General features: G+C 75.0%; 12 protein-coding genes. 9 read left to right on the plus strand and 3 right to left on the minus strand.

Going from position 1 to position 15810, the window contains the following annotated elements; genetic code table 11:
• Positions 1-16 precede the first annotated feature (16 nt).
• Positions 17-2017: a 4-alpha-glucanotransferase gene (locus tag ACFY0O_RS15225; RefSeq protein WP_388947101.1), complete on the minus strand. Its 2001-nt coding sequence runs from the start codon at positions 2015-2017 to the stop codon at positions 17-19.
• A 16-nt stretch (positions 2018-2033) separates the two neighbouring features.
• A complete protein-coding gene (locus ACFY0O_RS15230) occupies positions 2034-2264 on the minus strand; it encodes a hypothetical protein (RefSeq protein WP_388947102.1) in 231 nt (76 codons plus the stop codon).
• Between the two features lie 228 nt (positions 2265-2492).
• On the opposite strand from ACFY0O_RS15230, the gene ACFY0O_RS15235 reads away from it, so the two are divergent.
• On the plus strand, positions 2493-5495 hold the full coding sequence (locus tag ACFY0O_RS15235) for a beta-N-acetylglucosaminidase domain-containing protein (protein ID WP_388947104.1): 3003 nt from the start codon (positions 2493-2495) through the stop codon (positions 5493-5495).
• A gap of 43 nt (positions 5496-5538) precedes the next feature.
• Here the strand turns inward: ACFY0O_RS15235 and ACFY0O_RS15240 are convergent, their stop codons facing one another.
• Positions 5539-6084 carry an HNH endonuclease gene (locus ACFY0O_RS15240; protein WP_358896041.1) on the minus strand — a complete coding sequence of 182 codons (546 nt, stop codon included), beginning with the start codon at positions 6082-6084 and terminating at the stop codon, positions 5539-5541.
• 248 nt (positions 6085-6332) lie between these two features.
• Here ACFY0O_RS15240 and ACFY0O_RS15245 point away from each other — a divergent pair, with 248 nt between their 5' ends.
• The 8 genes from ACFY0O_RS15245 (at position 6333) to ACFY0O_RS15280 (ending at position 15810) form a co-directional block, all read left to right on the plus strand.
• On the plus strand, positions 6333-7412 hold the full coding sequence (locus ACFY0O_RS15245) for a mechanosensitive ion channel family protein (RefSeq protein WP_388947106.1): 1080 nt from the start codon (positions 6333-6335) through the stop codon (positions 7410-7412).
• Between the two features lie 130 nt (positions 7413-7542).
• On the plus strand, positions 7543-8745 hold the full coding sequence (locus tag ACFY0O_RS15250) for an ROK family protein (protein WP_388947272.1): 1203 nt from the start codon (positions 7543-7545) through the stop codon (positions 8743-8745).
• A gap of 80 nt (positions 8746-8825) precedes the next feature.
• Positions 8826-10178 (plus strand): extracellular solute-binding protein, encoded by a 1353-nt coding sequence (locus ACFY0O_RS15255; RefSeq protein ID WP_388947108.1) that lies wholly within the window; start codon positions 8826-8828, stop codon positions 10176-10178.
• Between the two features lie 4 nt (positions 10179-10182).
• A complete protein-coding gene (locus ACFY0O_RS15260) occupies positions 10183-11124 on the plus strand; it encodes a carbohydrate ABC transporter permease (RefSeq protein WP_388947110.1) in 942 nt (313 codons plus the stop codon).
• Positions 11121-11972 carry a carbohydrate ABC transporter permease gene (locus tag ACFY0O_RS15265; protein WP_388947111.1) on the plus strand — a complete coding sequence of 284 codons (852 nt, stop codon included), beginning with the start codon at positions 11121-11123 and terminating at the stop codon, positions 11970-11972. Before ACFY0O_RS15260 ends, ACFY0O_RS15265 begins: the two co-directional genes overlap by 4 nt.
• A gap of 5 nt (positions 11973-11977) precedes the next feature.
• The gene (locus tag ACFY0O_RS15270; protein ID WP_388947112.1) at positions 11978-13243 is read left to right on the plus strand and encodes a 6-phospho-beta-glucosidase; all 1266 of its coding nucleotides are present in this window, start codon (positions 11978-11980) and stop codon (positions 13241-13243) included.
• Positions 13234-14223 (plus strand): N-acetylglucosamine kinase, encoded by a 990-nt coding sequence (locus ACFY0O_RS15275; RefSeq protein WP_388947114.1) that lies wholly within the window; start codon positions 13234-13236, stop codon positions 14221-14223. The genes ACFY0O_RS15270 and ACFY0O_RS15275 overlap by 10 nt, the downstream gene beginning before the upstream one ends.
• Before the next feature lie 201 nt (positions 14224-14424).
• Entirely contained in the window at positions 14425-15810 is a 1386-nt protein-coding gene (locus ACFY0O_RS15280; RefSeq protein ID WP_388947115.1) for a hypothetical protein, read from the plus strand.

The following is a 15810-nucleotide window of genomic DNA, read 5'->3' on the forward strand; positions in this document are numbered from 1 at the left end:
CAAACGTAGCGAACACCTAAAGCGGGCGCGCGCCCGGGGGTGCCGTACGGGTCCGTGCGCCCTCCCGCACCGCGCTCAGCAGGGCGTTCGCCCGCGGCGAGGCCGTCAGCGCCTCCAACGTCAGCGGCCGGCCCGCCGCGTCGGCCACCGGCAGCCGCCAGTTGGGGTACTGGTCCCAGGTGCCCGGCAGGTTCTGCGGCCGCCGGTCCCCCACCGCGTCCGGCAGCCAGACGCCGACCAGCCGGGCCGGGGTGCGCAGCAGGAAGGCGTACAGGGCCCGTACGGCCCCCTCCTCGTCCTTGGCCTCCAGTCCCAGCTCGTCCAGCACCCGCAGCCACTGCGCGGTGTCGGCGGCGTCCTCGGCCCGTTCCTCTTCCACCGGGCGGGTCAGCAGGCCCAGCCGGTCGCGGAGTTCGACGTGGGCGCCGGCCAGTTTGGCGGCGGTGGGCGGCAGGTCGTGGGTGGTGGCGGTGGCCAGGCAGTCGGCCCGCCAGGCCTCCGGGGCCAGCGGCTGCCCGTCCCCGGACCAGTCCCGCTCGAACCAGAGCACGGAGGTGCCGAGGATCCCGCGCCGGGCCAGCGCCTCCCTGACCCGGGGCTCGACCGTCCCCAGGTCCTCGCCGACCACGACGGCACCCGCCCGGTGGGCCTCCAGGACCAGGACCGCGAGCATGGCCTCGCCGTCGTAGGAGACGTACGTGCCGTCGGCGGGCGGGGTGCCCTCCGGGATCCACCAGAGCCGGAACAGGCCCATCACGTGGTCGACGCGCACCGCGCCCGCGTACCGGAACACCCCGCGCAGCAGGGCCCGGAAGGCGGCGTAGGCCTGTCCCTCCAGCACGTCGGGGCGCCAGGGCGGCAGCCCCCAGTCCTGGCCGCGGGCGTTGAAGGCGTCCGGCGGGGCGCCGACGGAGACGTGCCGGGCGTGGAGGGGTCCGTGGCGGGCGTCGGAGCCCTCGGGGTGCACGCCGACGGCCAGGTCGTGGACGATGCCGACCTCCATCCCGGCCTCCCGGGCGGCCCGCTGGGCGTCGGTCAGCTGGGTGTCCGTCAGCCAGACCAGCCAGGCGTGGAAGTCGGCCCGCTCCTGCGGGTCCTCCCCGGCGGCGGCCGCGCACCAGGCGGCGTGCAGGTCGAGCCCCTCGCCCTGGGCGGCGCGGTACGCCCGGTAGGCCGCCTCACGGGCGGGGGTGCGCGGGACGGCGTACAGCAGTTCCAGGGCGGCCCGCTTCAGGGCCCATACGGCGTCCCGGTCGATCAGGGCGCCCTTCTCCAGCACCTCGCGGCGCAGCTCGCCGCCCCGCCCGGCCAGTTCGGCCAGCGCCTCGCGCTCCGGGCAGGCCTCCCACTCGGGGAGGTCCTCGACGCGCAGGTACACCGGGTCGGGGAAGCGGCGGGAGGCGGGCCGGTAGGGGGAGGGGTCGGTCGGGGTGCCGGGGACGGCCGCGTGCAGCGGGTTGACCTGGACGAACCCGGCGCCGTGGGTGCGGGCGGCCCAGCGGGCCAGTTCCGCGAGGTCGGCGAGGTCGCCCATGCCCCAGGAGCGCTCCGAGAGCAGGGAGTACAGCTGGACGAGCAGCCCGTGGGCCCGCTCGGGCGCGGCCGGGGCCCGGTCCGGGGCCACGATGAGGGTGGCCCCGGCGGTGCGGCCGTCGGGGGTCTCGGCGGTCAGCCGGTGCACCCCGAGGGGCAGCCGGGCGTCCCACGCCGCCTCCCCGGCCCCGTCCTCCAGGGTCACCCGCAGCCGGGTCCCGGCCGGCAGCCCGGCCAGGGCCGCGGGGGCGGGCCCGCCCCGCCACTGGACCAGCGTCGGCGGCAGCGGCCGCCCGGCCGCCTCCCGTTCGGCGGCGTCGGCCCGCTGCCGTACGGCCTCGGGGGTGTCGACGGGGACGCCCATCAGGCCGAGCACGGCGCGGACCGTGGCCGGGGGCACCTGGACGGTGACGTCCTCGGCGGGCTGGTAGGAGGTGGCGACGCCGTGGTGGGCCGCGAGCCGGGCGAGGTCGTCCATCTGCATCCTCGGGGTGGAAGGGTTACGAAACGGCCTCGCTGGTGAGCGGGGCCTCGGGTACGAGCGGGGTCTCGCTGGTCAGCGGGGCGTACGGCGAACCGGGCAGCGGCGTCTCACTGGTCAGCGGGGCGTCCGCACATCCGGACAACGGAGCCGCGGTCCCCGGGGGCACGTCCGCGGGGCCGGACTGCACGGGCAGGTGGGCGAGCGGGGCACGGCTGCGGGCGGCGGGCGGCGCGGGGCGGGGTTTCATGGGGGCTCCCTCGTACGTGCTTCGGGCCGGTGCTCCGGACCCGGCTGGTCCGGCGGATCCGCCCATGCAACACCTGCGCCCGACACCGCAGCCATACCCACTCCGGGGCACCGCATTCCTGGCCGATCTTGGTCAGATCACCCCACCCGCATTGACACTTCAGCCGCACGGGTGGTGGGCTCGGGCTCATTCGTACGGGCGGAAAACGACTCGGGACGGGGAGGCTCCGTGCAGCTCAGGGGCAGGACGCGGAGCACCGCCGCGGCGGTGGCCGTCATAGGCTCGCTGCTGGGCGGGGCGGCCGCCTCGGTGCCGGAGGGCATGCTGGCGGCGACGCCCAAGTCCCCGGCGGTGCCGCGCCCCGACGGCGCCTCCGCCGCCGTGGCCTCCGGCGGCCCGGGACCGCTCCTCGACCCGGCGTACGACGCTCCGCGAGCCCCTTCCGAGGGTCCGGCGGTGTGGCCGCGGCCGCAGTCGGCGCACGCCGACCCGGCGCGGGAGGTGCCGGTGGCGGCGGAGGCCGTGCTGGTGGTGCCGGAGGACGTGGACCCGTACGCCGCCGACGTCGTGCGCACCGCCCTGCGCGCGGCCGGGGTGCGGACGCTGCACGACCGGCCGCCGGGGGCGGTGCTGCCCGAAGGGGCCCTCGTCGTACGGCTCCAGGGGGCGGACGCGGAGGCGGCGCTGCTGTCGCTGGGCGCGGCCCCGGCCGGGGACCTGCCCGAGGGCGGCTACCGGCTGGCGGTGGGCAGGACCGGCGGCCGGGACACGGTCGCGCTGGCCGGGGTGGGCGGGGACGGGCTGTTCCACGCCGCGCAGACGCTGCGTCAGCTGCTGGCGGCCGGGGGCGGGAAGGTGCCCGGGATGCTGGTGCGGGACTGGCCCACGGCCCCGGTGCGCGGGGTCACCGAGGGGTTCTACGGGCAGCCGTGGACCCGGGAGCAGCGGCTCGCGCAGCTGGACTTCCTGGCCCGCACCAAGCAGAACCGGCTGCTGCTGGCGCCCGGTGACGACCCGTACCGCACGACGGCCTGGCGCGAGGAGTACCCGGCGGCGGCCCGCGAGGAGTTCCGGGCCCTGGCCGACCGGGCCCGCGCCGACCACGTGACGCTGGGCTGGGCGGTCTCCCCCGGGCAGTCCATGTGCCTGGCGTCGGCGGATGACCGGGCGGCGCTGCTGCGCAAGGTGGACGCCATGTGGGACCTGGGGTTCCGGGCGTTCCAGCTCCAGTTCCAGGACGTCAGCTACGCCGAGTGGGGCTGCCGGGCCGACCGGGTGCGGTACGGGACGGGGCCGGTGGCGGCGGCGAAGGCGCACGCGGAGGTCGCGGGCGAGCTCGCGGCGCACCTGGCCGAGCGGCATCCGGGGGCGGCTCCGCTGTCGGTGCTGCCGACGGAGTACTTCCAGGACGGTGCCACCGCCTACCGGACGGCCCTGTCCCAGGCCCTGGACCCGCGGGTGGAGGTGGCCTGGACGGGCGTGGGCGTGGTGCCGCGCACCATCACCGGCAAGGAACTGGCCGGGGCGCGGTCCGCGCTGGGGCACCCGCTGGTGACGATGGACAACTACCCGGTCAACGACTGGGACCCGGACCGCATCTTCCTCGGCCCCTACGCCGGGCGTGACCCGGCGGTGGCGGGGGGTTCGGCGGCGGTGCTGGCCAACGCGATGCCGCAGGGCACCTTGTCGCGGATCCCGCTGTTCACGGCCGCCGACTACGCCTGGAACCCGACCGGGTACCGGCCCGGGGAGTCCTGGGCGGCGGCGGTGCGCGACCTGTCGGGCCCCGACCAGCGGACCCGGGCGGCGCTGGCCGCGCTGGCGGGGAACACGGCCTCCTCGGGGCTGAAGCTGGAGGAGTCGGCGTACCTGAAGCCGCTGGTGGAGGAGTTCTGGCGGGCCCGCGCGGCCGGGGACAAGAACGCGGGCGACCGGCTCCGGGCGGCGTTCACGGTGCTGCGGGAGGCCCCGGCGCGGCTGCCGGGCCTCTCCGGGGAGGCGGGGCCCTGGCTGGAGCGGCTCTCGCGGTACGGGGCGGCGGGCGAGCTCGCGGTGGACCTGCTGCGCGCGGAGGCCCGGGGTGACGGGGCGGCGGCCTGGCAGGCCTCGCGGGACCTGGCGGCGGCGCGGGAGGGGTTGGCGGAGCAGAGCGGGGTGCGGGTGGACGCCTCGGTGCTCGACCCGTTCCTGGCGAAGGCCGCGGCGGAGTCGGACGCCTGGACCGGCGCGTCCCGGCCCGCCGGTGCGGTGCGGCGGGAGCCCGGCTCGTGGACCGTGGCGCTGGAGGAGCCGCGGCCGCTGGCGGCCGTCACGGTGATGACGGACCCGCTGGCGCCGGGGTCGCGGGGCGCGGCGGTGGAGGTGCGGGTCCCGGGCGAGGGCTGGCGGCGGATCGGTGAGGCCTCGGGTTCCGGTTGGACCCAGGCGGACGCGGGCGGGGTACGGGCGGACGCGGTGCGGCTGTCGTGGCCGGGTGAGGCCCCGGTGGTCCACCAGGTGGTCCCGTGGTTCGCGGACGACCCGCAGGCGGGGTTCGAACTGGCCGGCGGGGGCCGGGTGGACGTGGAGGCCGGCGGGGCCGCGCGGACGGTGACGGCCGAGCTGTCGGCGGTCCGCCCCGGCGAGGTCCGGGGCGCGCTCACCCTGTCGGGGCCGGCGCCCGCGGGCATCGAGGTCCGCCTCCCGGGGGAGGTCACGCTCCCGCGCGGGGGCCGGCTCTCGCTGCCGGTGGAGGTCCGCCTGCCGGCGTCCACCCCGCTCGGCACGTACGCGATCCCCCTCGCCTTCGACGGCCAGGTGCGCACGCTGACGGTCCGGGCGGTGCCGCGCACCGGCGGCCCGGACCTGCTGCGGACGGCGAAGGCCACGTCCTCGGGCGACGAGTCGCCGCGGTTCCCGGCGTCGGCGGCGGTGGACGGCTCGGACGCGACCCGGTGGTCCTCGAAGCCGGTGGACGGGGCGTGGTGGCAGGCGGAGCTGGCGGCTCCGGCGCGGGTGGGGGTGCTGAACCTGCACTGGCAGGAGGCCTACCCCTCGGCGTACCGGGTGGAGACCTCGGCGGACGGGGTCACCTGGCGGCCCGCCGCCTCGGTCTCCTCCCGGGGCGGGACGGACACCCTCCGGCTGGACCCCGCCGCGGACACCCGGTTCCTCCGCGTCACCTGCGACCGGCGCGCGACGCGCTACGGCTGCAGCCTGTGGTCCGCGACGGCCTTCGCGGTGGCGCCGTAGCTCCCGGGGGCCGCGGCGGGGCCGTGTGCGGCCCCGCCGGCCGTCAGGACGCGGCGGCGGCCGGTACCCCGATCCGCTCCAGTGCGTCGTCCGCCCCGTACGGCTGCAGGTACGGCATCCACCGCGGATCCCGGTGCCCGGTGCCGATGATCCGCCAGGCCAGCCCCGACGGCGGAGCCGGCTGGTGCCTCAGCCGCCACCCCAGTTCCAGCAGGTGGCGGTCCGCCTTGACGTGGTTGCAGCGCCGGCAGGCCGCGACCACGTTGTCCCAGACGTGCTGGCCTCCCCGGCTGCGCGGGATCACGTGGTCCACGCTCGTCGCGACGGCCCCGCAGTACATGCAGCGGCCGCCGTCGCGGGCGAACAGCGCGCGGCGGGTGAGTGGAACGGGCCCCCGGTAGGGGACCCGCACGAAGCGCTTGAGCCGGACCACGCTGGGAGCGGGGACGGCCTGTGTCGCGCTGTGCAGGAAGGCGCCGGATTCCTCGAGGGAGATGGCCTTGTTCTCCAGGACGAGGACGAGCGCGCGGCGGAGCGGTACGACGCCGAGGGGCTCGTACGACGCGTTGAGGACCAGGACGTGCGGCACGGACTGCCTCCTTGTACGCCGGCGGCGCGTGGCTCGCGCCGGGACGATCTGTTTTCCAGTCTCCCCTTACGGCTGGTGGAAACGCCACCACGCGCCGGTAACGGCCCCGAGGTGTTTTCAACCACACTCCCTTCATCCCCAGGTGAGGGCGGTCTCTCCCTCGAACACGGCAACGAGGTCGGACCCGAGCCCCGTTACTGTGGAAGACCTGCCCGTACACCAGGTTCCGTTTCCGCGGGCAGGACGCCATGCCTGGAGGTTCCCCCGTGCCCTCGCCCGCCACCCTGCTCCCGTTGGCAGCGACCGCCACCGACGACGCGACCGAGAGCGTGACCAACGCCGCGAGCTTCATCGAGGAGAACTGGGCCACCTGGCTGAGCATCGGCCTGAAGATCCTGCTGATCATCGTGATCGCGGCCGCGCTCCGCTCGGTCGTGCGCAAGGCGCTGACCAAGCTGATACACCGGATGAACACCAGCGCGGAGGCGGTCGAGGGCACCGCGCTGGGCGGGCTGCTGGTCAATGCGGAGCGGCGGCGCCAGCGTTCCGAGGCCATAGGTTCGGTGCTGCGCTCGGTGGCCTCGTTCCTGATCCTGGGTACGGCGGCGCTGATGGTGCTGGGCGCGCTGAAGATCGATCTGGCCCCGCTGCTGGCGAGTGCCGGTGTGGCCGGTGTGGCGATCGGTTTCGGTGCCCGCAACCTGGTGACGGACTTCCTCTCCGGCGTGTTCATGATCATGGAGGACCAGTACGGGGTCGGCGACAAGATCGACGCGGGCGTGGCCTCCGGCGAGGTGATCGAGGTCGGTCTGCGCGTGACGAAGCTGCGCGGCGACAACGGTGAGATCTGGTACGTCCGCAACGGCGAGATCAAGCGGATCGGCAACCTCAGCCAGGGCTGGGCGACCGCGGGCGTGGCCGTGCAGGTCAAGCCGACGGAGAACCTCGCGCGGCTGCGCGAGACCCTCCAGGAGGTGGCCGACGCCTTCGCCAAGGAGTCCCCGTGGGACGAGCGGCTGTGGGGCCCGGTGGAGGTGCTGGGGCTGGACGAGGTGCTGCTGGCCTCGATGACCGTCAAGGTGTCGGCGAAGACGATGCCGGGGCAGCAGTTCGCCGTGGAGCGCGAGCTGCGCTGGCGGATCAAGGAGGCCTTCGACGCCGCCGGCATCCCGATCATCGGCGGCCTCCCGCCGGCCGGCGAGGAGGAGGCCCCCGCCGACCCTTCGGCCTCGGTCGCCGCGCCGTCGGCGCTGGCCAACCCCGCCTCCCCGCAGTCCGTGGCCACGACCCCGATCCCGCCGCCGGCCGCGCCCCGACTCCCCAAGTAGCGCCCCTCTCCCCCACCCGCCCCGCCGGTCTTCCGGCGGGGCGGATTTCATCGGCAGGGCTAGACAGGGCTCCGCAAGCGATAGGAAACTTACCTAACAGTTCGCTTCGGTGAGTAGGGAGAGCCTCGTCATGCCCGCCGCCACGCCCGGAACGCCCAGCCTGCTGCGCGCCATGAACGACCGCGCCGCCCTGGAGCTGCTGCTGACGCACGGCCCCCTGTCCCGCACCCGCATCGGAGAGCTCACCGGCCTCTCCAAACCCACCGCCTCCCAGCTGCTGGCCCGCCTGGAGGCCGCCGGACTGGTGGTGGCCACCGGCACGGACGGCGGCCGGCCCGGCCCGAACGCCCAGCTCTACGCGGTCAACGCCCGCGCCGCCCACGTCGGCGGCCTCGACGTCACCCCCGACCGGGTGCTCGCCGCCGTCGCCGACCTCACCGGCACCGTCACCGGCCGCTTCGAGCTCCCCTACGCCGAGGGGTCCGACGCCGTCGGCCAGGTCACCGGCGCCCTGGCCGGAGCCCTCGCGGACGCCGGCCTCGCCCTGGCGGACCTGCGCCGCGTGGTCATCGCCACCCCCGGCGCCTTCGACCCCCGCTCGGGCCGGCTGCGCTACGCCAGCCACCTCCCCGGCTGGCACTCCCCCACCCTCCTCGACGAACTGGCCGCCGCCCTGCCCGTGCCGGTCGAGTACGAGAACGACGTCAACCTCGCCGCCGTCGCCGAGCAGCGCCTCGGCGCGGCCCGCGGGCACGAGGACTTCGTCCTGCTGTGGAACGAGGAGGGCCTCGGCGCCGCCCTCGTGCTCGGCGGCCGGCTCCACCGCGGCTGGACCGGCGGCGCCGGCGAGGTCGGCTTCCTGCCCGTCCCCGGCACCCCCCTGGTCCGGCAGGTCGCACGCGCCAACACCGGCGGCTACCAGGAGCTGGCCGGCGTGCAGGTGCTCCCCGCGCTCGCCGCCGAGGCGGGGATCGACACCGCCGGGCTGCCCCGCGACGCCCAGGTGGCCGCCGCCGTCGCCCTGCTGCGGCAGGCCGCCGCCGATCCCCAGGGGGCGCGGCTGGCCTTCCTCCGCTCGTACGCCACCGCCCTCGCGACCGGTCTGGCCTCGCTGGTCTCCGTACTCGACCCGGAGATCGTGGTCCTCGCCGGGGAGGCGATCGCCGCGGGCGGCGACCCGCTGCGCGCCCTGCTGGAAACCGAGCTGGCCGAGCTGGCCCCCTCCCGGCCCCGGCTGGTCCCCGGCGAGGTCCGCGAACGGCCCGTCCTGCGCGGCGCCCTGGAGAGCGCGCTGGCCGCGACCCGCGAGGAAGTCTTCGACACCTCCCGCTGAACCCCCCGCCCCGCCCCTCTCCCCCACCCCCGACTGGCATCCCCCAACGGAAGTTCCTCCCCCAGAGAGCGAGCCCCGCCATGCCCGAAGCCGGACGCCCCCGCACCGCGGCCACCGCCCTGGCCGCCCTATCCGCCCTATCCGCCCTGGCCCTGCTCGCCACCGCCTGCACCGGCCAGGGCGCCGCCACCGCCTCCGACGACCCGAAGGCGGACACCACCCTCGCCTTCTGGCACGGCTGGTCCGCGCCCGGCGAGGTCAAGGCGATCGAGGAGAACATCGCCCGCTTCGAGCGGGCGCACCCGAACATCAAGGTCAAGGTCACCGGCAACATGACCGACGACAAGATCAACCAGGCGCTGCGCGCGGGCGGCGACAAGGCCCCCGACGTGGTCTCCTCCTTCACCACCGACAGCGTCGGCGCGTTCTGCAACTCCGGCGCCTTCGCCGACCTGAACCCGTTCCTGCGGAAGTCCGGGGTCGACAAGGCGAAGGTCTTCCCCGCGACGCTGCTGGAGTACACGCAGTTCAAGGGGAACCAGTGCACGCTGCCCCTGCTGGGCGACGCCTACGGACTCGTCTACAACAAGACCGCCTTCGCCGCCGCCGGCATCACCGAACCGCCCCGCACCTGGAGCCAGTTCACCGAGGACGCCCAGAAGCTCACCAAGCCGCGCGGGGACTCGTACGAACAGCTCGGCGTGATGCCCACCTTCCACGGCTACGAGACCACCCCCATGCGCCTGGCCGCGCAGTGGAGCCCCACCTGGTTCGCCGCCGACGGCAGCTCGGCCGTGGGCAAGGACCCGGCCTTCGCGCAGATGCTGACCGCCCAGAAGGACCTGGTGGACAAACTGGGAGGCTACGAGAGGCTGGAACGCTTCCGGGCCGGCTTCGGCGACGAGTGGAGCTCCGAACACCCCTTCCACAAGGGGCTGGTCGCCATGCAGGTCGACGGCGAATGGCGGCCGGAGATGGCCAGGGAGGCCGGTGTCGCCTTCGAGATCGGCACCGCCCCCCTGCCCGTACCCGACGACCAGGCCGCCGACTACGGCAAGGGCTACCTCTCCGGCACCGTCATGGGCATATCGGCGGCGAGCCGCAAGCAGAACGCCGCCTGGGAACTCGTGCGGTACATGACCACCGACACCGAGGCGGTGGTCTCCTTCGCCAACGCCATCCACAACGTGCCCTCGACGCTGGCCGCCCTCGACTCCCCGCAGCTGAAGGTGACCCCGGAGTTCAGGACCTTCCTCGACATCGCCCGGCACCCGAAGTCCGGCACCACTCCGGCCCGCGCGGACGGCGGCACCTACCAGCTGACCTTCCAGAACTTCGCGTACCGCACCGAGAAGGGTGAGGTCCCCGACCTGAGGGCCGGCCTCGCCGCGACCGCCCGGCAGATCGACACCGACATCGCCAAGGCCGAGTAGTCCGATGGCCCCGCCCGCCCTCCTGGCCAAGCGCCGCCGGGCCGCCCTGCGGACCGCCGCGTTCCTGTCGCCCTGGCTGATCGGCTCCGCCGTCTTCTTCGCCTACCCGCTGCTGTCCACCGCCTACTTCTCCTTCACCCGCTACGACGGCTTCCGGCCGCCCGCCTTCAACGGCACGGCCAACTGGAGCTACGTCTTCACCGACTACCCGCTCTTCTGGCCCGCCCTGCGCAACACCCTGTGGCTGGTCGTCGTCATGGTGTCCTGCCGGGTCGTCTTCGGCCTGGGCGTCGGCCTGCTCGTCACGAAGGTCAAGACCGGGGCCGGGATCTTCCGCACCCTCTTCTACCTGCCCTACCTGGCCCCGCCGGTGGCCGCGACCCTCGCCTTCGTCTTCCTCCTCAACCCCGGCACCGGACCCGTCGACACCCTGCTCGACGGGGCGGGGCTGCCGGCGCCCGGCTGGTTCACCGACCCCGGCTGGTCCAAGCCGGCGCTGACCGCGCTCGCCGTGTGGGGGGTCGGCGACCTCATGGTGATCTTCATGGCCGCGCTGCTCGACGTCCCGAAGGAGCAGTACGAGGCCGCCGAGCTCGACGGGGCCGGCGCCTGGGCCCGCTTCCGGCACATCACCCTGCCGAACATCTCCCCGATCGTCCTGTTCGCCGTGGTCACCGGCGTCATCCAGGCCATGCAGTACTACACCCAGCCGCTCGTCGCCGGGAAGGCCGCCGCCGGGGTCATCGGCGGGTCCGGGCAGCAGTTCGAGCCCGGCTACCCCGACAAGTCCACGCTGACCCTGCCCCAGCTCGTCTACAACCTCGGCTTCCAGCGCTTCGACTACGGCGCCGCCTGCGTGCTCGCGCTCGTCCTGTTCGCCCTCTCCATGGCCTTCACCGCGCTGCTGATGCGCCGCCGCGGCGGACTGACGGGAGCGGACGCATGACCGTACGGACCGCGAAGGCCGGCCGGCGGGCCGTCCTGCACTGGATCGGCGTGCACGCCCTGGCCGTGGCCGCCGCCCTCTTCTTCGTCCTCCCCTTCGTCTTCCTCCTGCTCACCTCCCTGATGGCCGACCAGCAGGCCCTCACCCGCGACCTGTGGCCGCGCACCTGGGAATGGGGCAACTACGCCAAGGTCTGGCACACCCACGGGTTCCTCACCTGGTGGCGCAACACCCTCCTCTACGCAGGCCTGGGCACCCTCCTCACCGTGCTGTCCTCGGTGCCCGTCGCCTACGCCCTGGCCAAGTTCCGCTTCCGCGGCCGGCGGCTCGCCCTGCTGCTCGTGATCGCCGTGATGATGCTGCCGCCCCAGGTGGTGGTCATCCCCATGTACCTCTTCTGGGCGAGGGAGCTCGACCTGTCGGGCACCCTGTGGCCGCTGATCGTCCCGATGGCCTTCGGCGACGCCTTCTCCGTCTTCCTGCTGCGCCAGTTCCTGCTCACCATCCCCGACGAGTACCTGGACGCGGCCCGCGTCGACGGCTGCGGCGAGCTGCGCACCCTGCTGCGGGTGGTGCTGCCGATGGCCAAGCCCGGCATCGCGGCCGTCGCCCTCTTCCAGTTCTTCTCGGCGTGGAACGACTACTTCGGCCCGCAGATCTACGCCTCCGACAACCCGGCCTCCTGGACCCTGAGCTACGGGCTGGAGTCCTTCAAGGGCGCGCACCACACCAACTGGAACCTCACCATGGCGGCGACCGTGCTCGTCATGGCACCGGTGATCCTCCTCTTCTTCTTCGCCCAGAAGGCGTTCGTCGAGGGCGTCACCCTGACCGGCGTGAAAGGCTGAACGCGATGAAACTCGCAGTGGTGGGCGGCGGTTCCACCTACACCCCCGAACTGGTCGACGGGTTCGCACGGCTGCGCGACACCCTGCCCGTCACCGAACTCGTCCTCATCGACCCCGCCGCCGAACGGCTGGAGCTGGTCGGCGGCCTGGCCCGGCGGATCTTCGCCCGCCAGGGGCACCCCGGCCGGATCACCACCACCGCCGACCTGGACGCGGGCGTCACCGGCGCCGACGCCGTCCTGCTCCAGCTGCGGGTCGGCGGACAGGCCGCCCGGCTCCAGGACGAGACCTGGCCGCTGGAGTGCGGCTGCGTCGGCCAGGAGACCACCGGCGCGGGCGGCCTGGCGAAGGCCCTGCGCACCGTCCCGGTGGTGCTGGACATCGCCGAACGGGTGCGGCGGGCCGCCCCCGGAGCCTGGATCATCGACTTCACCAACCCCGTCGGGATCGTCACCCGGGCCCTGCTCCAGGCCGGGCACAAGGCGGTCGGGCTGTGCAACGTGGCCATCGGCCTCCAGCGGAAGTTCGCCGCGCTGCTGGGCACGGCACCCGCGGACGTCCACCTCGACCACGTCGGCCTCAACCACCTGACCTGGGAGTTCGGCGTACGCCTCGGCGGGCCCGGGGGCACGGACGTGCTGCCCCGGCTGCTGGCGGAACACGGGGAGGCCATCGCCGCCGACCTGCGGCTGCCGCGCGCGGTGCTGGACCGCCTCGGCGTCGTCCCCTCGTACTACCTGCGCTACTTCTACTCCCACGACGAGGTGGTCCGCGAGCTCGGCGAGAAGCCATCCCGGGCCGCCGAGGTCGCGGCGATGGAGCGCGAACTGCTCGCCCTGTACGCGGACCCGGCCCTCGACGAGAAGCCCGCACTGCTGGCCCGGCGCGGCGGGGCCTTCTACTCGGAGGCCGCCGTGGACCTCGCGGCGGCCCTGCTGGGCGGCGGCGGCCCGGCCGTCCAGGTGGTCAACACCCGCAACAACGGCACCCTGCCCTTCCTCCCGGACGACGCCGTGATCGAGGTCCAGGCCGCCGTCGACGGCTCCGGACCCGTACCGCTGGCCGTGCCCCGCCCGGACCCCCTGTACACGGGTCTCCTCGCGCACGTGACGGCGTACGAGGACCTGGCGCTGGACGCCGCGCTGCGCGGCGGCCGCGAGCGGGTCGCCCGGGCCCTCCTGGCGCACCCGCTGGTCGGGCAGTTCGACCTGGCCGAGGCGCTGACGGACCGGCTGCTCGCGCACAACAAGGAGCACCTGCCATGGGCGTGAGCCGCCCCTCCCCGGTCGCGGTCCTCGCGCTGGACGCGGGGAACAGCAAGACGGACGCCGCCCTGGTCGCCGCCGACGGCACGGTCCTGGGCACCGGCCGCTCCGGGGGCTTCCAGCCGCCCCGGACGGGGATCGGGCCGGCCGTGGACGTCCTCGGGGAGGCCGTCGCGGAGGCAGCCTCCGCCGCCGGGCTGGCCGGGCCCCCGTACGCCGTCCGGGTCTCGGCCTGCCTGGCCAACGCCGACCTGCCGGTGGAGGAGCGGCAGCTGGCGGACGCGATCGCCGCGCGCGGCTGGGCGCGGGCCGTCGAGGTCCGCAACGACACCTTCGCGATCCTGCGGGCCGGGGTGGACCGGCCGCGCGGGGTCGCCGTGGTGTGCGGGGCCGGCATCAACTGCGTGGGCATGGTGCCCGACGGGCGCACCGCCCGCTTCCCGGCACTGGGGCGGATCTCCGGGGACTGGGGCGGCGGGAGCGGCCTGGCGGAGGAGGCCGTGTGGTGGGCCGCGCGGGCCGAGGACGGGCGCGGCGGGCCCACCGCGCTGGCGAAGGCCCTGCCGGGGCACTTCGGGCTGACGGCGATGGCCGGGCTGATCGAGGCCCTGCACCTGGGCGGGATCCCGCGGGGGCGGCTGCACGAGCTGGTGCCGGTGCTGTTCGCGGTGGCCGCGGAGGGCGATGCGGTGGCCTCGGCGATCGTGGAGCGGCAGGCGCAGGAGGTGGTGGCGCTGGCGTCGGTGGCCCTGGAGCGGCTCGGGCTGCTGGCGGAGGAGGTACCGGTGCTGCTGGGCGGCGGCATCCTCGCGGCGCGGCATCCGCAGCTCGACGCCCGTATCGCGGAGCTCCTGGCGGCCCGCGCCCCGCACGCCCGCCCCTCGGTGGTCACGGCCCCGCCGGTCCTGGGCGCGGCCCTCCTGGGCCTGGACGCCGCCGCCGCACCGGCGGAGGCGTACGAGAGGCTCCGTGCCCATTTCGAGTGAACCCGCGGCGGGAACGCGTGTGCGGGGAACCGCGGCGACGGGTCCGGCGTATTCACGGTGAAGGGGTGGCGGGGGAGGTCGGGGGGAGGCGATCGGGGCGGTCCGGGGAGGGGATCGTCCAAGATCGAGCACCGGGTGCTGTGGTCCGGCGCCACTACGGCCATACTGCTGCGGAGCAGAGGGACCGAGGGGGAGGTCAGCGTGGCCATCACGACACGCCCGTCCGCGCCCGGGGGCGGCGCCGCCGGGGTGCCCGCAGGGCCGGCCGGGCGGGGTACGGCCTGGGCCGAGGGCGTGGAGCGGCTGCGCGCGGCGGCGACGACCGAGCCGGGCCGGCTGAGGATCATCGGCGCGGTACTGGCCGCGCTGGTGCTGCTGTTCGGCGTCGTGGCGGTCTGGGAGATCTCGGGTCGGGTGACGGCCGCGGAGGACGTGGTGGGCCGCAGCCAGCCGCTGAGCGCGGACGCGGCGAGCATCTACCGTTCCCTGGCCGACGCCGACACGGCCTCCTCCAGCGGCTTCCTCGCGGGCGCCCAGGAGCCGCGCGAGGTCCGCCAGCGCTACGAGAAGGACATGGCGAACGCCTCCCGGCTGCTGGTGAGCGCCGCCGCGAACACCGGGGCGGGCGGGGAGTCCCGCAAGGAGATCGCGCTGCTCGGCGAGCAGTTGCCGCGCTACACCGGCCTGATCGAGCAGGCGCGCGCGAACAACCGGCAGGGCCTGCCGCTGGGCGGCGCGTACCTGCGCTACGCCAACGAGCAGATGAGCACGGTGCTGTTGCCGGCCGCCCAGCGGCTTTACGAGGCGGAGACCGGGCGGCTGTACACGGACTACGACGAGGCCCGGGGCTGGCCGCTGGCGGCGACGGGCGCGGGGGTGCTGGCGCTCGGGGCCCTGGTGTGGGCGCAGCGGCGCAACTACCTGCTCACCCACCGGGTCTTCAACCACGGTCTGCTGGCGGCGACGGCGGCGACGGCCGTGGTGCTGCTGTGGCTGACGGTGGGGCAGACGGTGGCCCGGTCCGGGCTGGGCGAGGCGCGGGCGGACGGCCAGGAGTCGCTGAAGGTGCTCAACGACGCCCGGATCGCCTCCCTGCAGGCTCGGGCGAACGAGAACCTGACGCTGATCGCGCGGGGCGCCGTGTTGGCCGAGGACAAGAAGTCCGACAAGTACGACGTGGACTACGCGAAGAACATGAAGCAGCTCGACGCGGGTCTGGCGCGGGCGCTGGAGCTGGCCGACGACGCGAGCGGCCGGGATCCGGTGGCGAAGGCGGCCGCGGGCGTGGCGCAGTGGAAGCAGCGGCACGCGGCGGCGCGGGAGTCGGACGTGAGGGGCGACTACGAGCTCGCCCTGCCCCAGGTGATCGGCGGCAAGGGGCACGAGGACAGCAGCGGGGCCTCGTTCGACACGGTGGACGCCTCCTTGGAGCAGGCCGTGGCGCATGAGCAGAAGCAGTTCACCGTGGCCGCGCGGGGCGGGCTCGGCGCGCTGGGCGGGCTGACGACGGGTGCGGCGGCGCTGGCGGTCCTCGGCGCGGGCGCGGCCCTCCTCGGTATCGGTCGCAGGCTTTCGGAGTACAGGTGA

This window comes from Streptomyces sp. NPDC001594, assembly GCF_042893675.1.
Taxonomy (GTDB): Bacteria; Actinomycetota; Actinomycetes; order Streptomycetales; family Streptomycetaceae; genus Streptomyces.